Source organism: Pseudomonas sp. IPO3774 (genome assembly GCF_013386835.1).
Lineage (GTDB): Bacteria > Pseudomonadota > Gammaproteobacteria > Pseudomonadales > Pseudomonadaceae > Aquipseudomonas.
In genome coordinates this window covers 258,620-282,900 of record NZ_JACAQY010000018.1, presented here as the reverse complement: position 1 = coordinate 282,900, position 24,281 = coordinate 258,620, and the positions used below count along the sequence as shown (strand labels likewise).

At 61.4% G+C, this 24,281-nt stretch carries 20 protein-coding genes; 6 read left to right on the top strand and 14 right to left on the bottom strand.

Annotated elements, in window-relative coordinates; all coding sequences use genetic code 11:
- Window positions 1-28: 28 nt before the first annotated feature.
- The 10 genes from HYE77_RS13180 to HYE77_RS13135 all read right to left on the bottom strand — a co-directional run bounded on the left by HYE77_RS13180 (window position 29) and on the right by HYE77_RS13135 (window position 13,216).
- Window positions 29-1,477 (bottom strand): flagellin, encoded by a 1,449-nt coding sequence (locus HYE77_RS13180; RefSeq protein WP_177008385.1) that lies wholly within the window; start codon window positions 1,475-1,477, stop codon window positions 29-31.
- 266 nt (window positions 1,478-1,743) lie between these two features.
- On the bottom strand, window positions 1,744-2,673 hold the full coding sequence (locus tag HYE77_RS13175) for a ketoacyl-ACP synthase III (RefSeq protein ID WP_003214601.1): 930 nt from the start codon (window positions 2,671-2,673) through the stop codon (window positions 1,744-1,746).
- A gap of 303 nt (window positions 2,674-2,976) precedes the next feature.
- Complete coding sequence (locus HYE77_RS13170) at window positions 2,977-4,560, bottom strand: flagellar hook-associated protein 3 (protein ID WP_003214602.1); 1,584 nt, start codon at window positions 4,558-4,560, stop codon at window positions 2,977-2,979.
- 14 nt (window positions 4,561-4,574) lie between these two features.
- Window positions 4,575-6,611, bottom strand: a complete 2,037-nt coding sequence (flgK, locus tag HYE77_RS13165) for a flagellar hook-associated protein FlgK (RefSeq protein WP_102604682.1) — start codon at window positions 6,609-6,611, stop codon at window positions 4,575-4,577.
- A gap of 10 nt (window positions 6,612-6,621) precedes the next feature.
- Entirely contained in the window at window positions 6,622-7,884 is a 1,263-nt protein-coding gene (gene flgJ, locus HYE77_RS13160; protein ID WP_087692741.1) for a flagellar assembly peptidoglycan hydrolase FlgJ, read from the bottom strand.
- A gap of 4 nt (window positions 7,885-7,888) precedes the next feature.
- Window positions 7,889-8,977 carry a flagellar basal body P-ring protein FlgI gene (locus HYE77_RS13155; RefSeq protein WP_032899355.1) on the bottom strand — a complete coding sequence of 363 codons (1,089 nt, stop codon included), beginning with the start codon at window positions 8,975-8,977 and terminating at the stop codon, window positions 7,889-7,891.
- Between the two features lie 27 nt (window positions 8,978-9,004).
- Window positions 9,005-9,700, bottom strand: a complete 696-nt coding sequence (gene flgH, locus HYE77_RS13150) for a flagellar basal body L-ring protein FlgH (RefSeq protein ID WP_003214607.1) — start codon at window positions 9,698-9,700, stop codon at window positions 9,005-9,007.
- 53 nt (window positions 9,701-9,753) lie between these two features.
- Entirely contained in the window at window positions 9,754-10,539 is a 786-nt protein-coding gene (gene flgG / locus HYE77_RS13145; RefSeq protein WP_003214609.1) for a flagellar basal-body rod protein FlgG, read from the bottom strand.
- A gap of 63 nt (window positions 10,540-10,602) precedes the next feature.
- Entirely contained in the window at window positions 10,603-11,343 is a 741-nt protein-coding gene (locus HYE77_RS13140) for a flagellar basal body rod protein FlgF (protein WP_003214611.1), read from the bottom strand.
- A 307-nt stretch (window positions 11,344-11,650) separates the two neighbouring features.
- On the bottom strand, window positions 11,651-13,216 hold the full coding sequence (locus HYE77_RS13135) for a sigma-54-dependent transcriptional regulator (protein WP_177041426.1): 1,566 nt from the start codon (window positions 13,214-13,216) through the stop codon (window positions 11,651-11,653).
- A 266-nt stretch (window positions 13,217-13,482) separates the two neighbouring features.
- Between HYE77_RS13135 and phhA the strand changes: the two genes are divergently transcribed.
- From phhA to HYE77_RS13120, 3 genes are all read left to right on the top strand, one after another.
- Window positions 13,483-14,274, top strand: a complete 792-nt coding sequence (phhA, locus tag HYE77_RS13130; protein WP_177068861.1) for a phenylalanine 4-monooxygenase — start codon at window positions 13,483-13,485, stop codon at window positions 14,272-14,274.
- A gap of 104 nt (window positions 14,275-14,378) precedes the next feature.
- Window positions 14,379-14,735 carry a 4a-hydroxytetrahydrobiopterin dehydratase gene (locus tag HYE77_RS13125; RefSeq protein WP_010166022.1) on the top strand — a complete coding sequence of 119 codons (357 nt, stop codon included), beginning with the start codon at window positions 14,379-14,381 and terminating at the stop codon, window positions 14,733-14,735.
- Complete coding sequence (locus tag HYE77_RS13120; protein WP_177068860.1) at window positions 14,735-15,931, top strand: amino acid aminotransferase; 1,197 nt, start codon at window positions 14,735-14,737, stop codon at window positions 15,929-15,931. Before HYE77_RS13125 ends, HYE77_RS13120 begins: the two co-directional genes overlap by 1 nt.
- A gap of 79 nt (window positions 15,932-16,010) precedes the next feature.
- Here the strand turns inward: HYE77_RS13120 and HYE77_RS13115 are convergent, their stop codons facing one another.
- A complete protein-coding gene (locus tag HYE77_RS13115) occupies window positions 16,011-16,820 on the bottom strand; it encodes a UDP-2,3-diacylglucosamine diphosphatase (protein ID WP_003214618.1) in 810 nt (269 codons plus the stop codon).
- Between the two features lie 133 nt (window positions 16,821-16,953).
- Here HYE77_RS13115 and HYE77_RS13110 point away from each other — a divergent pair, with 133 nt between their 5' ends.
- Window positions 16,954-17,745, top strand: coding sequence for an AraC family transcriptional regulator (locus HYE77_RS13110; protein ID WP_087692744.1), 792 nt, complete (start codon window positions 16,954-16,956; stop codon window positions 17,743-17,745).
- Between the two features lie 154 nt (window positions 17,746-17,899).
- Window positions 17,900-18,790, top strand: coding sequence for a DMT family transporter (locus tag HYE77_RS13105; RefSeq protein ID WP_003214622.1), 891 nt, complete (start codon window positions 17,900-17,902; stop codon window positions 18,788-18,790).
- On the opposite strand, the gene HYE77_RS13100 is transcribed toward HYE77_RS13105, so the two are convergent.
- Window positions 18,784-19,071, bottom strand: coding sequence for a SelT/SelW/SelH family protein (locus HYE77_RS13100; protein ID WP_003214624.1), 288 nt, complete (start codon window positions 19,069-19,071; stop codon window positions 18,784-18,786). The two genes, HYE77_RS13105 and HYE77_RS13100, sit on opposite strands and share 7 nt — an antisense overlap.
- 83 nt (window positions 19,072-19,154) lie before the next feature.
- Here HYE77_RS13100 and HYE77_RS13095 point away from each other — a divergent pair, with 83 nt between their 5' ends.
- The gene (locus tag HYE77_RS13095; protein ID WP_003214625.1) at window positions 19,155-21,344 is read left to right on the top strand and encodes a patatin-like phospholipase family protein; all 2,190 of its coding nucleotides are present in this window, start codon (window positions 19,155-19,157) and stop codon (window positions 21,342-21,344) included.
- A gap of 132 nt (window positions 21,345-21,476) precedes the next feature.
- On the opposite strand, the gene HYE77_RS13090 is transcribed toward HYE77_RS13095, so the two are convergent.
- Entirely contained in the window at window positions 21,477-21,911 is a 435-nt protein-coding gene (locus HYE77_RS13090; RefSeq protein ID WP_004371158.1) for a MarR family transcriptional regulator, read from the bottom strand.
- 121 nt (window positions 21,912-22,032) lie between these two features.
- Window positions 22,033-24,159, bottom strand: a complete 2,127-nt coding sequence (recQ, locus tag HYE77_RS13085; RefSeq protein ID WP_004371161.1) for a DNA helicase RecQ — start codon at window positions 24,157-24,159, stop codon at window positions 22,033-22,035.
- Between the last annotated feature and the right edge of the window lie 122 nt (window positions 24,160-24,281).

Here is a 24,281-nt window from a genome sequence, read left to right as displayed (position 1 = left end):
CCCTTCCGTCAGTTACCAAGCGCCGTTATTACTGAAGCAGCTTCAGTACAGCGGATGGCAGTTGGTTCGCCTGGGACAGGATCGCAGTCGAAGCCTGTTGCAGGGTTTGTTGCTTGGTCAACTGAGCGGTTTCAGAAGCGAAGTCAACGTCCTGGATCACGCCACGAGCAGCGGTGGAGTTGTCCGAGATGCTCTGCAGGTTGGCGATGGTGTTGTCGAAACGGTTTTGTACAGCACCGAGGTCAGCACGCTGGGAGTCGATGGTGGACAGTGCCTGGGTCAGCACGTCAACAGCGCTCTGAGCATTGGCAGCGGTGGTCACGTCAGTGTTGCTGACAACGACTTTAGCCGAGTTAACAGCGGTTGCAGTCCCGTCACCGAACACGCCGGGAACGCCGTCGCCAGACAGGGAGTAGCTGGAGCTGGAGTTCAAGGCTACAGCGCCGGTGGCAATCACGTCAGTAGTAGCCAGGTTTGCTGCGGTGCCAAACTTGCCATCGCCGCCTTTGGTCTGAACACTGATGGTCGCACCACCAGTGTCAGCTGCGGAGAAGGTGAAGTTCTCACCCGAGTCGGACTTGATCGACAGAGAGCCGGTCGACTGATCGAAGTTAACGCTGATGCCCAGCTTGGCAGCGTTGGAGTTCAGTTGGCCGGCAAGGTCAGCAGCGCTGGTGATGCCGGTGAACGAAACTTTAGGAGCAGTAGTACCGCTACCGACTGTCAGGGTGAACGCACCGCTTGGAGTGGCCGCCGGGAAGGTAGTAGGCACAGTGAACTTGGCTTCGGTGCTAGCGGTAGCCTGCAGGCCACCGACTGCGCCGTTCAACTGGGCAGCGATATCCTTGGCCGAGGCTTTTGCGGCAATGGTCAGTTCATCAGATACCTGGCCACCACCGGTAACGGTGATTTTGCCGCCTGCAATACCGGCGCCTGGTGTCGGAGCATTGGACAGCAGCTGCTGCGAACCAATGTTGTTAGCCGATACGTTGCCCAGGCTCATGTTGATGGTCTGGTTGGCGTTGGCGCCCACTTGGAAAGCGGTAGTACCGAAAGAACCGTCCAGCAGGTTACGACCACCGAAAGTGGTGGTAGAAGCGATACGGGTCAATTCAGAAGTCAGAGCAGCGTACTGAGCCTGGTTCGACTTACGGTCGTCAGCGCTGAGGGAGCCGTTAGCGGACGACAGAGCCAGGGAACGCATGGTCTGCAGGATGTTGGTGGATTGCTGCATCGCGCCTTCAGCAGTTTGCGCGATGGAGTTACCGTCACCGGCGTTCTTGATGGCAACGCCCAGGCCGTTGATCTGGCTGGTCAGACGACCAGCGATTTGCAGGCCGGCCGCATCGTCTTTGGCGCTGTTGATACGCAGGCCGGAGGACAGGCGCTGCATGGAAGTTTGCAGGGCGCTGGAAGCCTTGTTCAGGTTGTTCTGAACGGTCAACGAAGCAAGGTTGGTGTTTACTGTTAATGCCATGACGAAATCCTCGTGGGTGGTGTACTGCGGCTTCCGGCCCTGGCAACCGCCGGGTGTGGCCTAGAGAACCTTCGTAATAGTTATCGTCGTGAAAGCAGGTTGCTTGAGGACTTTTTTGATTTTTTTTACTGGCGCCGTGCCACCCCTTTTAATTCAAGCATTTACGATAGCCCAAACCCCAGCAATTGTTGGCTTTCTGGCGCCAAATAAAAAACGCCCATGATCTTTCGATCATGGGCGTTTTTTTGTGCAGCGCCTTTAAGTCGTCAAGGGCGGTGCAAAATCGCCGAGCCCCAGGACAGCCCCACACCAAAACCACTGATGGCGACGCGCTTCCAGGTGGAGTCGAGCATGTGCTTTTCCAGCAGCAGCGGAATGCTCGAGGACACGGTGTTGCCGGTCTCGACCATGTCCTTGATGAACTTGTCCACCGGCGCGTCTTCGAAACGCCGGGCCACGGCGTCGACAATCGCCGCGCTGCCCTGGTGGATGCAGAACGCATCGATCTCGTCAGCTTTGAGGTCCGATTCGTTGAGCAGCTCGTGCAAATGCGCCGGCACCTTGAGCAAGGCGAAGTTGAACACCTGGCGGCCGTTCATGAAGAACACGCCATCGCTGACCTTCAAGTGCGGCGCACCGGAGCCGTCAGTGCCGAACTTGGACTTGCCCAACTGCCACGGCGCGTCTTCACCCATCCAGGTGGCGGTAGCGGCATCGCCGAACAGCATGGTGGTGTTGCGGTCTTCCGGGTCGACGATCTTCGAGTACGGATCGGCGGTCACCAGCAGGCCGTTCTTCAGGCCGGTGGCTTCCATGAAGCCCTTCATCGCATAGATGCCGTAGACGTAGCCCGAGCAGCCCAGGGAAATATCGAAGGCCGCCACGTGCGTCGGCAGGCCCAGCTTGTCCTGGACGATGGCGGCGGTGTGAGGCAAGCCCTCTTCGTCGCCGTTCTGGGTAACGACGATCAGCGCATCGATGGACTCGCGCTTCAAATCGGGGTTGTTGGCAAACAAGGCGTTGACCGCCTCGACGCACAGATCGGAGGTTTCCTGCGCGGCATCCTTGCGCGGCAGGAACGCCGAACCGATCTTGCCAATGATGAATTCTTCATCCTTGGCGAATTTGGCACCCTGGGCGTAGTTATCAATCCCGTCTGCCGGCACGTAACTGGCGATGCTTTTTATGCCAATCATTGTGGCTTCCCAATACTAAATAGCTGGAGAACACCCCGCGAGACACGTCGCCGGGTGCTGACAATAATGGGGATGACCCCGCAAAAAACTCGCCGAAAACCGCCTTTGTACCCTGGCGGCAGGCCCTCGCAGAGACCTGGCGACGACCTATCCTTTTCACACGATACAGTGAAGATGCGCTTTATGACTCACAGGTCACTCAATTTTCTGCGCTTTGTGCGAAACACGGGGACATACAAACGCCAAAAAGCACAACGGCCCACCCCGTTTCCAGGGTGAGCCGCCGGTTTGCAGCTGCGGACATCACATTTTGTTGAACAGGCTCAACTGAGAGATTTTCACAAAGGCCAACTGAGAGGCCTGCAACATGGTTTGCTGAAGCTGCAGGTTGATCGCCGCCTGACCCATGTCAACGTTGCCCAAGGAACTCATGGTGTTGGTATTGGCAGTCCCCAGGCTGGTGTTTTCATCTGTTTGAAGATCCAGGGCATTCTGGCGAGCACCAATGGAGCCGCGCACCTGGTCAATCTGTGAACTGGCGTTGTTCAGGTTGCCGATGGTTTTGGCCACCACATCCTTGAGGTTGTTCTGCGCGACCAGATTGCCGTCAGCCGGCGTTTCCAGGGCTTTGCGCAATTGGCTCAACGTGTCCAGGGCGTTTTCGTTCTTGTTGCTGACGGCGCTGACCGCAAACTGGTCGCCCGCCCCTGGCGCACCACTGATGTCGAACGTCACGCCGGCCGCGTTGATCGAGGTGGCACCGGCAGCCATGGTGCCGGTCGCGATGGTCTTGCTGTTCGGACTGTAGGGCTGCGCATACACCTCATACGTGGTGCCGCTGGTGAATTTGATCACCGCACCGGTATCAGGGAAGGTGCTGGCGTAGGCCGCCTGATCCGTCACCTGGCCACCGGTCACTTGTGCAGTCGACGCGTTGCCTGGCGAACGCGAAGCACTGAAGGTGTCCGGCTTGGATTGCAGGGTGAACGCCTTGCCCGCCACCAGTGCGTCGGAGTCAGCGCCGGGCGCAACGTCCGCGCCGAGCGTCAGGCTGATATCGAACTTGACGCCGCGCAGGTTGACGCTGGATGCGCCCTCTTTGGTCGCGTCGAAAGTGCCGTTGCCGGGAATCTCCGAGGTAACATCGTTACCGTCCTTGTCGGTCACGGAATACTGCGTGCTGCTGCTGAAGGTCAGCTTGTAGGGCTGGCCGTCGGTAAAACTCTTGGTGTAGGTGACACCGGAGGTCACCGTGCCCGCCGATACCGCGACCTTGCCGTCATTGACCGCAGGCGGCAACAACGTAGCCTGGGTGCGACCGGTGTTGGTCGAACTTTCCATCATCGACTTACCGGTGTCGCCCCCCGCCATCGACAGATTGTCCGAGATCTGCAAGCTCAGCGGCGTCTCGTCACCCTGATACGTGTAGGTGCCGTCGTTATTGCGGATGTAAGGCGGCGTGTCGGTTTTCGACCCGGAAAACATGTAGTTGCCGTTGGCATCCTTGGAGTTGAGCAAGCCCAGCACCTGGTCCTCAAGCGCGCCCACTTCGCTGGCGATGGATTTACGATCGTCATCGCTCAGGGACTGGTTGGCCGCACGCAGCGCCAGTTCATTACCGCGCTGCAAGGCGGTGTTGATGCTCTTTAACACCGATTCTTCGTTGGTCAGCGAGTTCTGCAGGGTGTTGATGTTGCCGTTGAACTGGCCAAGCATGTCTTTCTGTTGCTGCAATTGCAGCAAGCGCGCGGCGGCGACGGGGTCATCGGAGGCGGTCTGCACCCGGATACCGCTGCTCGCCTGGTCCTGGGCTTTCACCACACCGGAATAGTTCGTCTGGTACTTGCTGGCGCTGGTGTCGAAATACTGCTGTGTAGAAATACGCATCGTCCCAGACTCCTTTAAAGGGCATTAATCAGTGTGCTGAAAGTTTCTTGCGCAGCCTTGATGATCTGCGACGACGCGGTGTAGTACTGCTGGAACTTGATCATGTCACCCGCCTCTTCATCCAGGTTGACCTGGGACACCGAGTTGCTGGCCGCCTTGTTCGCTGCCAACAGCGCACCCGTCGCGGTGGAGTCGGTAGCGGCCTGGCTGGCTTTTGAGCCCACCTGCGACACGAGTCGGGCGTTGGCGCTGACCAGGCTCACACCCGGGCTGCCGTCGCTGGCGCCCACGGTGGCCTTGGTCTGCAAGTCCAGCAATTGCTGGGCGTTGCGGTTGTCGGAGGTGCCCGAAGCGTTGAACGAGAAAGTCGTGCTGTCACCATTGGCAGGCGAGCCGCCGACCGTGGTGTCGAAGTTGAAGCTTTTGCCCGGGATCAACGCACCGGAGGCATCGCGCATCGGTACGTTGATGCTGATCTTGTTGCCCTGGCCCGGGATGATGGTGCCACTGCCGATCGGATTGCCTTGCGCGTCGCTCACCGTATACGACTGGGTGCCGTCGGCGGCCGGCTTGCCAAAGAGCATTTTTACCGGCATGGAGTTTTCGATGCCGGCGCGCAACTGGGCGGTATCAGCGCCGCCATGAATATCCAGCGGCACAGTCAGTTGAGGCGGTGTGAACGTACCGGTGCCGGTGTTGGTCTTGCTTGCGTTCCCCGCCAAGGGGCCTGCGAAGGCGAGCTTGTTGACGTCCTTCAGGTCGACACCGATGCCCGTGGCCCCGTTGGCCGTGGGGCTGACCTTGAAGCTGTCACCGGCAGCCATGGGCCCTTTGCCGTCCAGTGCCAGGGTAAAGCCATCAATCACCGGCGGCGGCGTGGTGGTGGTGTCGAACGAACCCATGGCCTTGCCGTCGGAGCGGACGACGTTGTACTGGTTACCACTGGTAAACGTGACTTTGTAGTCGTAGGTCGTCAGCTGGCTGCTGTCCTTGATCGTGACATTCAGGTTGCCAGACCCCGCGCTGTTGCCGGCGGCCCCTTGGCTGCGCTGGGAAATCGCCGCCGCGCTGTTGATATCGGTGAACAGCGACGAACCGAATTCGCCGTTGAGGTCCAGGCCCTGGCCCAACTGGTTGTTGATCGTGTCTGCCGTGGCAATCGCGATGCGCCCCAGATCATTGATGGCCGGCATCAGCACGTCACTGCGATAGCGCAGCAAGCCACCGATACTGCCGCCGGTGACTACATTGCCAAGGTCAATGGACGAGTCGCCCATCGAGAGTTGGATGGTGTACTGGCTATTGTCGGTGCTACTCGGTACCGCAGAGATATTATTGGATATCCCGCCTTCCACCAGCGACTGCCCCGTACCGGTCGTAATACTGAACTGTCCGTTTTTTTCCGTGGCCGTAACGCCGATCAGCTCGTTGAGCGAGCGCACCGCTTCGTCACGCGAGTCCAGCAGGTTGGCCGGCGCACTGCTGGAAGTCCCCTGGGCCTGGGCAATCTGCTTGTTGAGCGAGGCGATCGAGGACGTCAGCTTGTTGACCTGGTCCGTCATGGTGCTCAACTGGCTGTTGATCGTTTGTTTCTGCTGGTTCAACTGGCCGGAAATGGAGTTGAAGCGGTTGCTCAGGGTCTGGGCGCTGGTCAGCAGCAATTGGCGCGCGGACACGTCGCCCGGGGTGGCAGAAGCCGTCTGCGCCGCCGCGAAAAAGGCACTGAGCACCGAAGACATGCCGGTGTTGGAATCCGACAAGGTCTTGTCGATGGCACTGGCCTGGTCCAGGTAGGCGTTGGCGTCGCTGTCGAGTGCCGTGCTGTTCTGGTAAGCCGTGGTGAGGAACTGGTTGTACACCCGACGCACGTCCGCCAGGGTAGTACCGGTGCCGATAAATACGCCGCCGTAGGCGTTCGACGCATTCGCGGTCTGAGCGCTCTGTTGACGCGAGTATCCCGGGGTGTTGACGTTGGCGATGTTGTTACTTAAGACCGACAACGATCCCTGGGCGGCATTGAGCCCCGACATCCCGATATTGAGCAAACTCATGATTCAGACCTTATAAATGAGTGGAAGCGCCCGCGGCAGCGTAGTTCTGGTAGCTGTTCATCGTTTTTGCGATCTGCGAAATCTTGCTGGCGTAATCCGGGTCGGTTGCATAACCGGCTTTTTGCAACTCGCGCACAAACTGTTCCGGGTTGTCGGCTGATTTCACAACTTCTTTATAGCGATCATTGCTTTGCAGCAACGTCACCAGGTCATGGAAGCTGTCCTGGTAGGAATTGTAGGAACGAAACTGCGCCGTCTCCTTGACCATCGCGCCATTGCGAAACTCGCTGGTGATCGCCCGGGCCTGTTCGCCCTGCCAACTCTGGCCGGCCTTGATACCGAACAGGTTGTGGCTGCTGGTGCCATCCTCGGCACGCATCACCGATTTACCCCAACCGGTTTCCAGGGCGGCCTGGGCCACCAGGTAGCGTGGGTCGACGCCAATCCGCGCGGCGGCCTGCTTGGCCATCGGCAACATGGTGGCGACAAATTCATCCTGCGAGCTGAAGGCTTTCTTCGCCGGTGCCAGCGGTGGCTGGGCCACGGCGCGGCCGTAAACCTGCATCTGCCCGCGAGGCGGTATGGCGGCAAGGCTGCGGGCGGTGCTGTTGACCACGCCATCATCGGCAGCGCTGTTGCGCAGCGGCGCGGCCTTGGCGGCAGTGGTAGCCTCGGCACCCGGCACGATGCCGGCCAGCAGGCGATCCGTCAGCTTGCTGGGCAACGAGATGCGTCGCTGGTTCATCAGCGCCATGTCGTTGGCGTGGGAGTTGGTGCCTTCAGGCACCGCCACGCGGTACGCCCACAATGGCCGCTGACCATTGCTGCGGCCCAGCGGGCCATCGGCCTTGGTACCGGCGGCAATTTCAGTCGGTACATCCACCTTCTTCGCGGGCGCAGCCGGGCCTTGCAGGGTGGCCGCCTGGGCGTCCACCGGCTTGTTCTTCTGCATCTGGCGCAGCAGCACGTCCGCCAGGCCGATACCACCGCCCTCGCGAGACAGGGAAACCGCCAACTGCTGGTCGTACATTTCCTGGTACTGCTTGGCCGCCGGGGTATTCAGCGGGTTGTCCTTGCCCAGGGCTTCGGTGGCCGAACGCATGGACTTGAGCATTTCGCCGAGAAACAGCGACTCGAATTCCTGCGCGACCTTGCGCATGTTGCCGTCGCTGTTCTTGTCGCCGACCTTCAACTGGTTAAGCCGGTTGAGGTCGGAATAGGAACCCGAATCCGCCGTGCTGGTCAGGCCGCTCTTGCGCATGTCCATGGCCATGGCGTCAGATCACGATCAGGTCGGCTTGCAAGGCGCCGGCCTGTTTCAATGCTTCGAGGATCGCCATCAAGTCGCCGGGCGCTGCGCCCACCTGGTTCACCGCACGGACAATCTCGTCCAGGGTGGTGCCGGGGCCGAACTTGAACATCGGCTTGGCTTCTTGCTGGGCATTCACCCGCGAACGGGGTACCACGGCAGTCTGGCCGTTGGACAACGGGCCAGGCTGGCTGACGATCGGGTCTTCGGTGATGGTCACGGTCAGGCTGCCGTGGGTCACGGCCGCTGGCGAAACCTTGACGTTCTGGCCGATCACGATGGTGCCGGTCCGCGAGTTGATGATGACTTTCGCCACCGCCTGGCCCGGGTCAACCTCAAGGTTTTCCAGCAGGGACAGGTAGTCCACACGCTGGCTTGGGTCCAGCGGTGCCGTCACACGAACCGAGCCGCCATCGATGGCCTGGGCCACGCCCGGGCCGAGCAGCTCATTGATCTTGTCGACCACGCGCTTGGCGGTGGTGAAGTCAGAGCGGTTGAGGTTCAGGGTCAGGCTGTTGCCCTGGTTGAAGCCGCTGGGCACGGTGCGCTCCACCGAGGCACCACCGGGAATCCGCCCGGCCGACGGCACGTTGACGGTGATCTTCGAACCGTCGCGGCCTTCGGCATCAAAGCCACCCACCACCAGGTTGCCCTGGGCAATGGCGTAGACGTTGCCGTCGATACCTTTGAGCGGCGTCATCAGCAAGGTGCCGCCGCGCAGGCTTTTCGAGTTACCCATGGACGACACGGTGATATCGACCACCTGCCCCGGCTTGGCGAACGGCGGCAAGTCAGCGCTGATGGACACCGCCGCGACGTTCTTCAACTGCACGTTGCCCGAGCCCGGCGGTACCTTGATGCCGAACTGCGAGAGCATGTTGTTGAAGGTCTGCAGGGTGAACGGGGTCTGGGTGGTCTGGTCACCCGTGCCGTTAAGCCCCACCACCAGGCCGTAGCCGATCAGCTGGTTGGACCGCACGCCGGAAATGCTCGCGATGTCTTTCAAGCGCTCGGCCTGGGCGCCTGCGCTCAGGGCCAGCAGCAACATCGCAGCCATCAGCTGTTTGAAGTTCAAAGTGATCACCTAGAAAGGGAACAGCGGGCTAAGGAAGAAACGGTCAAACCAGCCCGGCTGACTGGCGTCAGCAAACGAACCCGTACCCGAGTAGGTGATGCGTGCATCGGCAATCCGTGTCGACGGCACGGTGTTGTCGGTGGAGATATCGTCGGCGCGAACCATGCCCGCAATGCGCACCAGTTCGTCACCGGTGTTGAGGGTCATCCACTTCTCGCCGCGTACGGCAATGATGCCGTTGGGCAGCACGTCGGCCACGGTCACGGTGATCGAGCCGGTCAGGCTGTTGCCCTGCCCTGCCGCACTCTTGCCGTTGGTGGCGCGGTCGCCGCTGTAGCCGGCGTCCAGGCTCAGGTCACCGCTGCCCAGCGGGTTGTTGGTGTTCGGTACACCGCCAAACAATGAAGTCAGGCCGATGCTGGTCTTGCTGGTCTTGCCGATCTGCGAGTTGGCGTTCTTGCTCGCCTGGGTCTTCTCGTTCAGCGTGATGGTGATGATGTCACCGACCCGGAAGGCCTTGCGGTCGCTGTACAGGTTCTGTTCGAACCCGGCCTGGTAGATCGAGCCATTGTTGGCGGCCGCCGGCAACGGCGTGCGCGGCAACACCGGCGCATAGTACGGGTCATTGGGCTTAGGCGTCGGGGCGACACAGCCCGCGAGCACAGCAATCCCACTCAATGCCAGAACAGAAACATAGCGATTCATGACCCATACCTCACGGTGTTGCAGGCGCCTTCAAGGGCGCCCCATAGACTTGATTACAGATTCTGCGTTACGAACGAAAGCATCTGGTCGGCGGTGGAAATCACCTTGGAGTTCATCTCGTAGGCGCGCTGAGTGGTGATCATGTTGACCATCTCTTCAACGGTGCTGACGTTGGACGTTTCCAGGGTGCTTTGCAGGGTGGTACCAAAACCGTTGAGGCCTGGGGTGCCGATTTGCGGCGCGCCGCTGGACGCGGTTTCCAGGAACAGGTTGTTACCGATCGCCTGCAGGCCGGCCGGGTTGATGAAGTCGGCGGTTTGCAGGTTGCCGATCACCTGGGACGCCGGGTTGCCGGCCACGGTGATCGACACGGTGCCGTCGTTGCCGACGGTGAAGGTCTGGGCGTTGTTCGGCACGACAATCGCCGGCTCCAGCGCGAAGCCATTGGCGGTCACGACTTGGCCGTTGGAGTCCAGGTGGAACGTACCGTCACGGGTGTAGGTGGTGGTGCCGTCCGGCTGCAGGATCTGGAAGAAACCCTTGCCGTTGACTGCCAGGTCGAGTGGCTGGCCGGTCTGCTGCAGGTTACCGGCGCTGAAGTTCTTCTGGGTGCCAACGATTGCCACACCGGTACCCAGTTGCAGGCCCGACGGCAATTCGCTGTCCTGGGTCGACTGGGCGCCAGGCTGCTTCTTGATCTGATAGAGCAAGTCCTGGAACTCGGCGCGGTCACGTTTGAAACCCGTGGTCGACACGTTGGCCAGGTTGTTGGAAATGGTGGTCAGGTTGGTGTCCTGGGCGGACAGGCCTGTCTTGGCAACGTATAGAGCCGGAAGCATGTTCTTCTCCTTCGTGCGCCTGTTTTATGGCGCCGCGCTACAAAAATTAGTGTGTGGCTGCTATCAGCTCATCGCCAGGACGCGGGTCATGGCCTGGTCGTCTTCTTTGGCGCTGTTCATCATCTTGATGTGCAATTCGAACTGCTTGGACAGGGCCAGGACTGCCGTCATTTCTTCGACGGCGTTCACGTTGCTCGCCTGCAGGAAGCCCGACGTCAGCTTGACGTTGGCATCGGCCTGGGCCGGCTGGCCATCCTTGGTGTGGATGGTGCCGTCGAGGCCCTTGGTCATGTTCTTGAGGTCGGGCTGCACCAGCTTGATCCGGTCCACTTCAGCCATCACCCGCGGGCCTTCGCCCATGGCGCGGATGCTGATGGTGCCGTCCTGGCCGACTTCGATCTGCTGCTGGGGCGGCACGGCAATCGGGCCGCCGTTGCCCATGATCGGCATACCGTTGCCGGCCCGCAGCACGCCCAGCGCATCGACGTTCATGCTGGCGCTGCGCACATAGGATTCGCCGCCATCCGGGTTTTGCACGGCCATCCAGCCGTCACCGCTGACGGCCACATCGAGGTCACGGCCGGTTTCAATCATCGCGCCAGGGGAAAAGTCCGTGCCTGGGCGCTCGGTCAAGGCAAAGGCCCGCGCCGGAAAGCTGTCACCGAACACCGGCATCGAGCGCGCCTGTTCCAGGTCACGCTGGAAACCATTGGTGGAAACGTTCGCCAAGTTGTTGGCGTGGGCCTTCTGCGCCAGTGCATTCTGGCTGGCGCCGGTCATTGCCACGTAAAGGTACTTATCCACGCTCTTTCCTCTTTCTGACGGACGCTTGCCGCCCACCGCTGTACTGATGAGGCTTAAGCAATTTGCGAACCAACTTTTTGAAATGAGGGAAAGTCCAGGCGGGGCGGGGGTTTGCCGGCAGGTGGCAGCTGAGGGCAGCAGGAAGAGAGTCGAAAAAACGGCGGACTTATGCCGCTAACGGCAAGTGCAGGTATCAAGACCGACAAAGAACCCATGTGGGAGCGGGCTTGCTCGCGAATGCGGAGTGTCAGTCACCGGATAATTCGACTGACCCACCGCATTCGCGAGCAAGCCCGCTCCCACAGGTTTAACCGCGTTCGGCTTTGACGACTTCGTAGTCCCGCAACTTGTTGGCAATAGTGGTGTGGGACACGCCCAGCCGCTTGCCCAACAGACGGCTGCTGGGATGTTCGGCATACAACTGCGCCAGCACGGCCTTTTCAAAGCGCCCGACGATCTCCTCCAACCCGCCTTCCAGGGAAAAATCCCCCAGCGGCTGGCGCACGCCATAGTCCGGCAGGCGAATGTGCTCGGTCTTGACGGTGCCGCCCTCACACAGCGAAACCGCCTGGAACAGCACGTTCTCCAACTGCCGCACATTCCCCGGCCAGTGGTAATGGCTGAGGCGTTCCATCGCCGCCGGTGCGAGCTTGGGCAGCGGGCAGCCGATCTGCCGGCTGGCCTGATCCAGAAAGTGCTCCACCAGCGGCGGCAAACCGTCGAGGCACTCGCGTAGCGGCGGGATATGCAGCGAGAGCACATTGAGACGATGGTAAAGGTCCTGGCGGAATTCGCCCCGGGCACACAGTTCGGAAAGGTCCACCTGGGTCGCGCAGATAACCCGCACATCCAGGTACACCTCTTCATCACTGCCTACACGGCGAAAGCAGCCGTCCTGCAGAAAGCGCAGCAACTTCACCTGCAACCGCGCGCTCATTTCGCCGACGCCGTCGAGAAACAACGTACCGCCCGCCGTCAGCTCCAGCAGTCCCAACTTGCCCTCCGCCCTCGCCCCTTCAAAGGCGCCGGGACCATAGCCGAACAACTCGGTCTCGGCCATGGACTCGGGCAAACCGGCGCAGTTGAGCGCCATCAACGGCGACTGGCCGCGTGGGCTGGCCAGGTGACAAGCGCGGGCCAGCAACTCTTTGCCGGTGCCGGTTTCGCCTTCTATTAATAGAGGCGCATCCAACGGCGCCATGCGCCGAGCCTCACGCACCACGGCAGCCATGACCCTGGAGCTTTGGAAAATGCTGTCGAAGCCGCGCAGCTCCTGCTTGCGCACATTGTAGATACGCTCACCCACCCGGTCGGCGCGGTGCAGGGTCAGTACGGCGCCGGCCATGGCTTCGCTGTCGTCATGCTCGGAGGATTGCAGCGGCGCAATATCGGCCAGGAATACATCGCCCTTGACCTTGACCCGCAGGCCGTTGATTCGAGACTTGCTGGCCCGTACCAGTTCCGGCAAATCGAAATCTTCGGCGTAGCGCGACAACGGAATGCCCGGCACCTCATCCACCCGTACTCCGAGCAACTGCGCCGCCGCGCGGTTGGCCGCGACGATGGAGCCGCCCATGTCGATGGACAGCACCGGAAACTCCAGCGCCCCCAGCAGCGCGTTGAGCTCCATATGCCGACGCTCGCTGGGCATCAGCCCTACCCGCTTGACGCCAAATACCCCGGCAATCGCCTCGAACTGCGGGCGCAATGCCTGGAACTGCAGGTTCACCAGGTTCGGGCAATAGAGGTAAATGGCGTTGCCGTGCTCGCCACCGACCTCGCCCTTGGCAACGTTCACGCCGTACTCCACCAGCAGGTTGAGGATGTCCCGCAGGATGCCGATGCGGTTCTGGCAATGCACTTTGATACGCATGAGAAGGCCCGAAGAGGTGGAGTCGCTGCGTCTTTTTGCCGCCGGCCGCAGATAATCGTCAAGATTATGTGACAGCTGCGAGGCGATTCACACCCAAAATACGCCACAGGGAGAACGAATCGCCTCAGCCGTAACGAAAACTTTACGAATACCGGTAACTTTTCCTACAAAAGCGTGGCGCAGGAGGATGGCTTCCTGGCCCAGGCGGCGTATCAATAGGCTCATCCCAGGACATAACAAGAACGAATGCCTAGCAGGAGAGCAGTATGAAGCAGACGCAGTACGTGGCCCGCGAGCCCGACGCGAACGGTTTTATCGACTACCCGCCCGAAGAACACGCGGTGTGGAACACCTTGATCACGCGCCAACTGAAAGTGATCGAGGGCCGCGCCTGCCAGGAATACCTGGACGGCATCGACAAGCTCGGCCTGCCCCACGACCGCATTCCACAGCTGGCGGAAGTCAACAAAGTGCTGGCCGAGACCACGGGCTGGCAAGTCGCCCGGGTGCCGGCGCTGATCCCCTTCCAGACTTTTTTCGAATTGCTCGCCAACAAGCAGTTTCCGGTGGCGACGTTTATTCGTACCCGTGAAGAGCTGGATTACCTGCAGGAACCGGACATTTTTCACGAGATCTTCGGCCATTGCCCACTGCTGACCAACCCCTGGTTCGCGGAATTCACCCACACCTACGGCAAGCTCGGCCTGGCCGCCACCAAGGAACAGCGCGTGTACCTGGCGCGCCTGTACTGGATGACCATCGAGTTCGGCCTGGTGGACACGCCCGAAGGCCGGCGCATCTACGGTGGCGGCATCCTGTCTTCGCCCAAGGAGACCGTGTACTGCCTCTCGGACGTGCCCGAGCATCAAGCCTTCGACCCGCTCGAAGCGATGCGCACGCCGTATCGCATCGACATTCTGCAACCCGTGTACTTCGCCCTGCCCAACCTCAAGCGCCTGTTCGAAGTGGCGCAGGAAGACATCATGGGTATGGTCGAACGCGGGATGCAGCTGGGGCTGCACGCACCGAAGTTCCCGCCCAAGCCAAAAGTTGCTTGAACTGCGGCTTTTAGGGCCAGGTGAGTCTGTTCCCTGGCCCCGCGTTGCTTTAGGGTGACGCTACTGACGACCGTTTCCAAATACTCGATTTCAGGAATACCCACATGACCACGTTGAACCAAGCCCACTGCGAAGCCTGCCGCGCCGACGCCCCGCAAGTCAGCGACGAAGAGTTGCCGGTGCTGATCAAGCAGATCCCCGACTGGAACATCGAAGTACGCGATGGCGTGATGCAGCTGGAAAAGGTCTTCCTGTTCAAGAATTTCAAATTCGCCCTGGCCTTCACCAACGCCGTGGGCGCGATCTCCGAAGCTGAAGGCCATCACCCGGGCCTGCTCACCGAATGGGGCAAAGTCACCGTGACCTGGTGGAGCCACTCCATCAAGGGCCTGCACCGCAACGACTTCATCATGGCCGCGCGCACCGACGAAGTGGCCAAGGATGCCGAGGGCCGCAAGTAATGCATTTCGACGCAATTGGCCGGGTACCCGGGGACCCGATCCTCGGGCTGATGGAGTTGTACGCCCAGGATCCAAACCCGAACAAGTTCGACCTCGGCGTGGGCGTGTACAAGGACGACCAGGGCCTGACGCCGATCCCCCATTCGGTAAAACTGGCCGAGCAGCGCCTGGTGGAACAACAAACCACCAAGACCTACATCGGCGGCCATGGCAATGCCGCGTTCGGCACGCTGATCAGTGAGTTGGTGCTGGGCGCTGGTTCGCCGCTGCTGAGTGAACGCCGCGCCGGCGCCACCCAGACGCCTGGCGGCACCGGCGCGCTGCGCCTGAGCGCCGACTTTATCGCCCACAGCCTGCCCGGCCGTGGCGTATGGCTGAGCAACCCGACCTGGCCGATCCACGAAACCATCTTCGCCAAGGCCGGGCTCAAGGTCAGCCATTACCCGTACGTGGGCAGCGACAATCGCCTGGACGTAGCGGCGATGCTGGCCACCCTGTCCACCGTACCAAAAGGCGATGTGGTGCTGCTGCACGCCTGCTGCCACAACCCGACCGGTTTCGACCTGTCCCACGATGACTGGCGCCAGGTGCTGAAGATCGTCCAGGAGCGTCAGTTGCTGCCGCTGATCGACTTTGCGTATCAGGGTTTTGGCGATGGCCTGGTACAGGATGCATGGGCCGTGCGGCTGTTCGCGGCTGAGCTGCCTGAAGTGCTGATCACCAGTTCCTGCTCGAAGAACTTCGGCTTGTACAGCGACCGTGTCGGCGCGTTGATTGTGTGCGCGGCGGACGCCGAGAAACTGACGGATGTGCGCAGCCAGCTGGCGTTCATTGCGCGTAACTTGTGGTCGACGCCGCCGGACCATGGTGCTGCTGTGGTGGCGACGATTCTCGGTGACGCCGGGCTGAAAAAGCAGTGGGCCGAGGAAGTGGAAGCGATGCGGGCGCGGATTGCACAGCTGCGTTCCGGGCTGGTGGAGGCGTTGGCGCCCCATGGGTTGTCGGAGCGGTTTGCGCACATCGCGGCGCAACGCGGGATGTTTTCCTATACCGGGTTGAGTGCGGAACAGGTGAAGCAACTGCGGGACAAGCACAGCGTGTATATGGTCAATTCCGGGCGTGCGAACGTGGCGGGGATTGATGCGACGCGGTTGACGTTGTTGGCAGAAGCGATCGCGGATGTTTCCCACACCTGACTGAAGAAACCGGCTCCAAATGTGGGAGCGGGCTTGCTCGCTCCCACATTTAGACCGAGTGAGTCTGTGGGTTTGAGGCTTAGCCCGCGACCATTTCGGCCTTTAGCTGTGCCTCTTTCGCCTGGGCATCCGCCAATCGATACAGCTCGATATGCCCGTCCCAGTGCTCGATCAGCGCCGTGCACGACTCCACCCAATCCCCGCAATTGAGGTAGTCCACCTCGCCCACCTTGCGAATCTCCGCATGGTGGATGTGCCCGCACACCACGCCATGCAGCTCGCGCTTGGTCACTTCGTGGGCGATCGCTTCTTCAAAATCACTGATAAAGCTCACCGCCGTCTTGACCTTGTGCTTGAGGTACGCCGACAACGACCAATAGCCGTAGCCATAGCGCGCCCGCCAGTGGTTCAACCAGCGGTTGAGCGTGAGGGTGAATTCGTAGGCCGAATCGCCGAGGAACGCCAGCCAGCGGTGGTACCGGGTGATCACGTCGAACTGGTCGCCATGGATCACCAGCAAATGCCGGCCATCGGCAGTCACGTGCACCGCTTCGTCCACCAACTGGATATTGCCAAGGATCAGCTTCGAATAACGCCGCAGGAATTCATCGTGGTTGCCGGTGACGTAGATCACCTCGGTGCCGCGCTTGCTCATGGTCAGCAGGCGGCGGATCACGTTGGTGTGGGCCTGGGGCCAATACATGCCGCTGCGCAGCTTCCAGCCGTCGATGATGTCGCCCACCAGGTAGACCTTGTCGGCGTGGTAGCCCTTGAGGAAATGCGAGAGGTGTTCGGCCTGGCAATCCCGGGTGCCCAAATGCACGTCGGAAATCCACAGGGTACGCACGCGTTGCTTGCGGCTGGGTTTGGCGAGTTCGGCGCTGGTCATGGGCATGCCTCACGGTGTTTTCGCGAGCTTGCGCCCATGGGATTAATAGCCCATGACAGTGTTGCGTCAGTCTGATGACAGCGCCCACAGGCGGCGAAGCGATGTAAACTGCGGGCCTGCCCAGGAGACTGCGATGAGACCCAACCTCACGCTACGCCACTACCCCGATGCGCCTATCGCCCATAGCCACGACCATGCACAGCTGGTGTTTGGCCTGTCCGGGCACCTGGACTTCGAGGTGGATGGCCGGGGCGGCCAGGTGCAGCACAGCAGTGTGATGGTGCTGCCCTACTCCGCCCATCACGCGTGCCGCAGTCGCGATGGCAGCCGCTGCCTGGTGCTGGACGTGCCCGATGAGCACTGGCTGGCCCAGTCCCTGGGCGAGCATGCCGACGCCAGCCGCCGCTTGCTCGACCGGTGCGCACACCTGACCCTCGACAATCGCCAAAGCCAACTGGTGCAATGGCTGGCAAGCAGCCCGGTGGACGATCCGCTGATCGCCCAGCAAGGCGCCGTATTGCTGCTGGCCAGCCTCAACCTTGCGCAGCCGCCGGTGGGCAAGCGCCTGCCCTATGCCGCGTTCGATGCGCATATCCAGCGGCACGCCGCGCACCCACTGCAAGTGGCGGACCTGGCGAAGCTCGCCGACCTGTCCGTCGCCCGCCTGCATGCACGATTTATCGCGGAAAGCGGGCAGACGCCGATGGACTACATACGCACCCGGCGCTTGCAGATGGCCCGCGGCCTGTTGCGCGACAGCCAGCTGCCGATCGGCGAGATTGCCGCGCGGGTGGGCTATGGTTCGCAAAGTGCATTTGCTGCGGCGATGCTGCGCGAGTTTGGCCTCTCGCCCCGAGCCTTCAGACGAGCACCGCCCGGTGCAGGAGCTGGCTTGCCTGCGATAGCATCACCGCGCGCTATCTGAACGACCGAGTTGTCTGCATCGCAGGCAAGCCAGCTCCCACAGGGATCTTCACCAAGCAAGAGTCCTGCGACAAAAGCCGCGAGCCCAACGACAGACGCGAATGCCTGCAACCCTCTAGACTGCGATCCTGTAAACCCGTCGTTTAAGGATCGCAATGACTCCCCGCACAGCCCTCGGCGCCCTGCATATCGGCGCATTGATGTTTGGCCTCACTGGCGTGTTCGGCAAACTGGCGGCCGCTTCGCCGGCGATTATCGTGTTCGGCCGCGCCGCGTTCGCGGTCATTGCCCTGGCAATCTTTGCGCGCTTTGCCAGCAACACGCCCTGGCAGAAGCTGCAAGCCCGCGACTGGCGACGCCTGCTGGTCAGCGGCCTGCTGCTGGCCGGGCATTGGGTGAGTTTCTTTATTGCGGTAAAGGTCGCCGGTGTGGCCATCGCCACCCTGGGCTTCGCCACCTTCCCGGCGTTCACAGTGATTCTAGAAGGCTTGATTTTCCGCGAGCGGATTCGCGCCAACGAGATCCTGCTGGTGGTGCTGGTGAGCATCGGCCTGGTGCTGGTCACGCCGGATTTCAATCTCGCCAGCCAGGCCACCAGCGGCTTGTTGTGGGCGGTCGGCTCCGGGTTGTTGTTCTCGCTGCTGTCGCTGAACAACCGCGCCAGTGGGCGCATCCCGCCGGTGCAGGCCGCCTTGTGCCAGAACGTGGTGGTAGCGCTGTGCCTGTTGCCCGTCGCCGCGCCCGGGCTGGCCGAAGTGCGACCACTGGACTGGCTGTGGATCGGCCTGCTCGGGGTGTTCTGCACCGGCCTGGCCCATAGCCTGTTTGTCGCCAGCCTCGCGGTGCTCAAGGCCCGCACGGCGGCGGTGGTGTTTGCCATGGAGCCGGTGTACGGCATCACCGCGGCCTGGCTACTGTTTGCTGAAACACCAACCCTGCGCATGCTGATGGGCGGCGCGCTGATCATCGTGGCCATCGTGGTGTCCGGGCTGATGGGCGGCGCCAAACCGGCCAAGCAGCCGGCCACCACGGCCGAGGTTCACTGAGTACGGTCGTTATGCCCCAGGTCCCGTTGCGGGTCGATCTGGTCACGTACCCGTTGCTTGAGCACCTTGGCTTCCGGGAAGCCGCCGTCGGCCTTGCGTTCCCAGATCTGCACGCCATCGCAAGTGATGCGAAACGCACCGCCAGTGGCCGGCTCAAGGGCCACTTTGCCGAGGTCATCGGCGAACGTGCTCAGCAGTTCCTGGGCCAGCCAGGCGGCGCGCAGCAGCCACTGACACTGGGTGCAATAGGTGATGACAATCTCGGGCTTGGCCGCTGACATGAATTGACTGGCTCCTGCTTGGCGGGTTGAAAGGATCGAGTGGCTATAATACCGGCCTTTATCGTCCTGCCTTGAGATTGATGATGCGCCGCCTGTTGTCCTGTCTGTTGCTGTGCCTGTTCCCTGTCCTCGTCCAAGCCGTCGAAAATCCGCGCCCGAAGATCGGCCTGGTGCTCTCCGGCGGTGCCGCCCGTGGCCTGGCGCACATTGGCGTGCTCAAGGCCCTGGAAGAACAGGGCATCCACATCGATGCGATTGCCGGCACCAGCATGGGTGCGGTGATCGGCGGGCTGTACGCCTCGGGCTACAAGATCGACGAGCTGGAAAAACTCGCGCTGAACATCGACTGGAAGCTCGCCCTGTCTGACGCGCCACCGCGGGAAGACGTGCCATTCCGGCGCAAGCAGGATGACCGGGATTTCCTGGTCAAACAGAAACTCAGCTTCCGCGACGACGGCAGCCTCGGCCTGCCACTGGGGGTGATCCAGGGTCAGAACCTGGCCTTGCTGCTGGAAAGCATGTTCGCCCACACCAGTAACGTGCGGGATTTCGACAAGCTGCCGATCCCCTTCCGCGCCGTGGCCACCGACATCACCAGTGGTGAAAAAGTGGTGTTCCGCAAAGGCCACCTGCCCCAGGTAATCCGCGCCAGCATGTCGATCCCGGCGGTGTTTGCCCCGGTGGAGCTGGATGGCCGGCTGCTGGTGGATGGCGGCATGACCGATAACATCCCGCTGGATGTGGCGCGGGAAATGGGGGTCGACATCGCCATCGTCGTCGACATCGGCACCCCGCTGCGCTCACGCAAGCAACTCAACACCGTGGTGGACGTGCTCAACCAGTCCATCACCCTGATGACCCGGCGCAATTCCGAAGAACAACTCAAGGCCCTGGCGCCCCGCGACGTGCTGATCCAGCCGCCCCTGGCCGCCTACGGGGTGACGGATTTCGGGCGCGCCAAGGACATGATCGACGCGGGCTACCGCGCCACCCGCGCACTCGACGTGCGCCTGGCGCACCTGCGCCCGGCCGAACCGGTGGACCCGTCGCTGGTGGCCGCGCGAACGCCCGGCGAGCGCAACCCGGTGATCACCGCAATCAAGGTAGAGAACGACTCCAAGGTGGGCGACGAGGTGATCCGCTACTACATCCGCCAGAACCTCGGCGAGCCTCTGGACCTGGCCCGCCTGCAAACCGACATGGGCACTCTGTACGGCCTGGATTACTTCGAACAGGTGCAATACCGCGTGGTGAAAAAGGGCAAGGACAACACCCTGGTCATCAGTGCCCGGGGCAAACGCAGCGGCACCGACTACCTGCGCCTGGGCCTGAACCTGTCGGATGACATGCGCGGCGACAGCGCCTTCAACCTCGGCGCCAGCTACCGCATGAACGGCATCAACCGCCTCGGCGCCGAATGGCTGACGCGGGTGCAGATCGGGGACAAGCAGGAGTTGTACAGCGAGTTCTATCAGCCGATGGACACCGGTTCACGCTACTTCGTCGCGCCCTATATCAGTGCCCAGGCACAGAACGTCGAACTGATTGAAGACAATAACCCGATCTCCGAATACCGCCTGGAACGCTACGGCTTCGGCCTGAACGTGGGCCGGCAGATCGGCAACAGCGGCGAGATTCGTTTCGGCGTCGGCGAGGCCTGGGGCAAGGCGGATGTGCGCATTGGCGACCGGAATTCACCGAGCATCAACTTCAGCGAGGGTTTCTATGAGCTGAAGTACTCCTTCGACTCGTTCGACAACGTGTACTTCCCCCATACCGGCGAAGACATTGGCCTGGCCTTCCGGGAGTTCGAACCGGGGCTGGGTTCGGACCAGCGCTATCGCCAGTGGGAGTTCAAGCTGGACAAAGCCATGAGCAGCGGGCCGGACACGCTGATCCTCGGCGGGCGCTATGGGCGCACCCTGGATAAGTCGGACGTGGTGATTTCCAGCTTCCTGCTGGGGGGCGCGCGGCAGCTGTCGGGCTTCCGGGAGGATGCGATTGCCGGGCAGAACATCAGCCTGATGCGCGCGGTCTACTATCGCCGGCTGACGCCGCGGTCTTATTTGCCGCTGGATTTCCCGTTGTACCTGGGCGCATCACTGGAACGTGGGCGAGCGTGGAACAACGACAATGAATACGACAGCGGGTACATCAACGCCGCCAGTATTTTCCTGGGGTTTGATACGCCGCTGGGGCCGTTGAATTTCAGTTATGGGTTTAACGATGACAGTCAGCAGGCGGTGTACCTGAACCTGGGGCAAACCTTCTAACTACGCCGCAAAACCCATGTGGGAGCGGGCTTGCTCGCGAAGGCGGTGTGTCAGTCAGCACATGTATTCACTGACACTCCGCCTTCGCGAGCAAGCCCGCTCCCACATTTTTGATCTTCTGTGTACTTGGGATCAGGACTTCTCGAGATTTCCGAGGATGTGTTCATGCACCCGCATGCACACCCGCAGATCCTCTTCATCAACCCCCACAAACAGCTCATGGCGCAAGGCCGTGGCGATGGTCTCGATCTGCTCGATCAGCGGCTTCGCGGTGTCGCACAGCACAATGCGCTTGGCGCGGCGGTCTTCCACCACGGCCTGGCGTTGCACCAGGCCCTGGCTTTCCAGGCTGTCGAGCAAACGGGCCAAGGTGGGCCCCTCTACCCCGACGCTCTGCGCCAGCTCACGCTGGGTAGGCGGTTCGGTAAAACGGGCCAGGTGCAGCAGCACCAGCCAGCGTGCCTGGGACAGTCCCAAACCTGCCAAGCGGCGATCCAGCTCGGCACGCCATCCTCGGGACATATGCGCCAACTGCATGCCAAAACGGTGTTGATCGGTTAACGGCATAAAAAACTCATGGATTAGACTGAAAATAAAGTGTGGCTAATTATTAGTCAGCTAAGCATGACCCATGCCAGTAGGCAAGACCCGGTATGTACTGATTCGTTACATTGTCGTAATTGGCACATCAAATCTCGAATTCCGACTGCAAAGCGGCCCTTACGCAGTACAAAACGCCCTCGGGAACGCGGCCGGTAAACAGCGGCGCAATCTCGGAAACGGGTGGCAATTCGCCTTCTCCGTCCAGAAATGCATCCTGGATTTCACCGAGCAAATCTTCCGGCAGATCAAGGGCCTGCTCCAACGACAACTGCTGCTTGCCAATGGACTCGGCGAGCAAGGTGTAGACGTTCTTTTCCGAGCACTGCAGCTGCCCGGCAATCTGGATCGGGGTCATGCCGGCACGGGCGAGGCTGATCAACTCGTGGCGGATGTCGGCGACCTCTTTCGGCGCCTCGACCTGGCCGCCGAGCACTTCGAGGAAGGCCTGGCCATAACGCTCCAGCTTGCGCGCACCGACGCCGCTGACCCTGGCCATCTCGCCGAGGGTAGTGGGATGGTCGCGGAGCATTTCCAGCAAGGTGGAGTCCGGGAAGATGACGTAAGGCGGCACGCTGTGTTCCTGCGCCAACTTCTTACGCAGCGCGCGCAGGGCTTCCCACTGTTCGCGCTCTTCGAAACGCACCAGTTGGCTGGCCTGGCTGGTGCTGCTCTTGGCGGTGGTTTGCGGCTTGAGGTCGCGGCGCAGCTCCAGGCTGACTTCGCCCTTGAGCAGCGGCCGGCAACTGTCGTTCAGACGCAGGCCGCCGTAGCCTTCCAGGTCGATGTCCACCAGGCCACGGGCGACCATCTGCCGGAACAGCGAGCGCCACTCACCTTCGGCGCGAGCCTTGCCCACACCGTAGACCGAGAGTTTTTCGTGGCCGAAGCTGCGAATCTTTTCATTGTCCTTGCCCAGCAACACGTCCACCAGGTGGCCGACGCCATAGCGCTGACCGGTGCGGTAGATCGCCGACAACGCCTGGCGCGCCGGCTCGGTGGCGTCCCAGGTCTGCACGCCGTCCACGCAGTTGTCGCAGTGGCCGCAGGGCTTGGGCATGTCTTCGTCGAAGTAGGCGAGCAAGGTCTGGCGACGGCAGCGGGTTTCTTCACACAGCGACAGCATCGCGTCGAGCTTGTGCTGTTCCAGGCGCTTGTGGCGCTCGTCGCCTTCGGAGTTCTGCAGCATCTGCTTGAGCATCACCACGTCTTGCAGGCCGTAGACCATCCACGCATCCGCCGGCAGGCCGTCACGGCCGGCACGCCCGGTTTCCTGGTAGTACGCCTCAAGGGATTTGGGCAAATCCATGTGGGCCACGAAGCGCACGTTGGATTTGTCGATGCCCATGCCGAACGCGATGGTGGCGACCATGATCAGGCCTTCCTCGTTGAGGAAGCGCTTCTGGTGGTAGGCCCGCAGTTCGTTGGGCAAACCCGCGTGATACGGCAGTGCCGGGTAGCCTTGTTCACTGAGGAATGCGGCGACCTCATCGACCTTCTTGCGCGACAGGCAATAGACAATGCCGGCGTCGCTGCGCCGATCGGAGAGGAACGCCAGCAACTGCTTGCGCGGCTGTTCCTTGGGCACAATGCGGTAAAAGATATTCGGCCGGTCGAAGCTCGAGAGGAAGCGCTCGGCGTTCTGCAGGTGCAGGCGCTCGACGATTTCTTCGCGGGTCCGCTTGTCGGCGGTGGCGGTCAGGGCGATGCGCGGGACGTTGGGGAACAGTTCCGCCAGTTGGCCCAGTTGCAGGTATTCACGACGGAAATCGTGGCCCCATTGGGACACACAGTGGGCTTCGTCGATAGCGAACAGGGCGATTTCCAGGCTCTGCAGGAACGCCAGCATCCGTGGCTGCACCAGGCGCTCGGGGGCGAGGTAAAGCATCTTCACTTCGCCGCGCTTGATCCGGGCGGCGAGGTCACGCTGCTGTTCGGCGCTGAGGGTGGAGTTCAGCGAAGCGGCCGCCACGCCGAGCTCTTCAAGGGTGGCCACCTGGTCGTCCATCAGGGCGATCAACGGCGACACCACCACCGCAAGCCCTTCCCGCAGGAGTGCCGGTACCTGGAAGCACAGCGACTTGCCGCCGCCGGTAGGCATCAGCACCAGGGCATCGCCGCCGTTGGCCACGCGCTCAATGATCGCACCCTGGCGGCCACGAAAACTGTCGTAGCCGAAGATGTCCTTGAGGACGCGTTGAGCCTGCTCGAGCATGAAAAACTCCAAATATCGCCGAAATCCCTCTGTACAGGCTGGTCGAAAAAGCACGCTTGAGCGGGAAATAATCCGTAAGCGAACTTTTCCCGCGACTGGCGCTTGGCCTGCAGGGGCATCAC

What these genes read in the sequence shown, in the direction of transcription:
- HYE77_RS13135 (WP_177041426.1), bottom strand. Translation starts at nt 13,216, where the DNA reads ATGCGTATCAAAGTGCATTGCCAGAACCGCATCGGCATCCTGCGGGAC.
- HYE77_RS13175 (WP_003214601.1), bottom strand. Translation starts at nt 2,673, where the DNA reads ATGATTGGCATAAAAAGCATCGCCAGTTACGTGCCGGCAGACGGGATT.
- HYE77_RS13180 (WP_177008385.1), bottom strand. Translation starts at nt 1,477, where the DNA reads ATGGCATTAACAGTAAACACCAACCTTGCTTCGTTGACCGTTCAGAAC.
- HYE77_RS13090 (WP_004371158.1), bottom strand. Translation starts at nt 21,911, where the DNA reads ATGCCGTTAACCGATCAACACCGTTTTGGCATGCAGTTGGCGCATATG.
- HYE77_RS13115 (WP_003214618.1), bottom strand. Translation starts at nt 16,820, where the DNA reads ATGACCAGCGCCGAACTCGCCAAACCCAGCCGCAAGCAACGCGTGCGT.
- HYE77_RS13155 (WP_032899355.1), bottom strand. Translation starts at nt 8,977, where the DNA reads ATGGCTGCGATGTTGCTGCTGGCCCTGAGCGCAGGCGCCCAGGCCGAG.
- HYE77_RS13125 (WP_010166022.1), top strand. Translation starts at nt 14,379, where the DNA reads ATGACCACGTTGAACCAAGCCCACTGCGAAGCCTGCCGCGCCGACGCC.
- flgH (WP_003214607.1), bottom strand. Translation starts at nt 9,700, where the DNA reads ATGAATCGCTATGTTTCTGTTCTGGCATTGAGTGGGATTGCTGTGCTC.
- HYE77_RS13100 (WP_003214624.1), bottom strand. Translation starts at nt 19,071, where the DNA reads ATGTCAGCGGCCAAGCCCGAGATTGTCATCACCTATTGCACCCAGTGT.
- HYE77_RS13110 (WP_087692744.1), top strand. Translation starts at nt 16,954, where the DNA reads ATGAGACCCAACCTCACGCTACGCCACTACCCCGATGCGCCTATCGCC.
- HYE77_RS13120 (WP_177068860.1), top strand. Translation starts at nt 14,735, where the DNA reads ATGCATTTCGACGCAATTGGCCGGGTACCCGGGGACCCGATCCTCGGG.
- HYE77_RS13095 (WP_003214625.1), top strand. Translation starts at nt 19,155, where the DNA reads ATGCGCCGCCTGTTGTCCTGTCTGTTGCTGTGCCTGTTCCCTGTCCTC.
- flgK (WP_102604682.1), bottom strand. Translation starts at nt 6,611, where the DNA reads ATGAGTTTGCTCAATATCGGGATGTCGGGGCTCAATGCCGCCCAGGGA.
- HYE77_RS13105 (WP_003214622.1), top strand. Translation starts at nt 17,900, where the DNA reads ATGACTCCCCGCACAGCCCTCGGCGCCCTGCATATCGGCGCATTGATG.
- flgJ (WP_087692741.1), bottom strand. Translation starts at nt 7,884, where the DNA reads ATGGCCATGGACATGCGCAAGAGCGGCCTGACCAGCACGGCGGATTCG.
- flgG (WP_003214609.1), bottom strand. Translation starts at nt 10,539, where the DNA reads ATGCTTCCGGCTCTATACGTTGCCAAGACAGGCCTGTCCGCCCAGGAC.
- phhA (WP_177068861.1), top strand. Translation starts at nt 13,483, where the DNA reads ATGAAGCAGACGCAGTACGTGGCCCGCGAGCCCGACGCGAACGGTTTT.
- recQ (WP_004371161.1), bottom strand. Translation starts at nt 24,159, where the DNA reads ATGCTCGAGCAGGCTCAACGCGTCCTCAAGGACATCTTCGGCTACGAC.
- HYE77_RS13170 (WP_003214602.1), bottom strand. Translation starts at nt 4,560, where the DNA reads ATGCGTATTTCTACACAGCAGTATTTCGACACCAGCGCCAGCAAGTAC.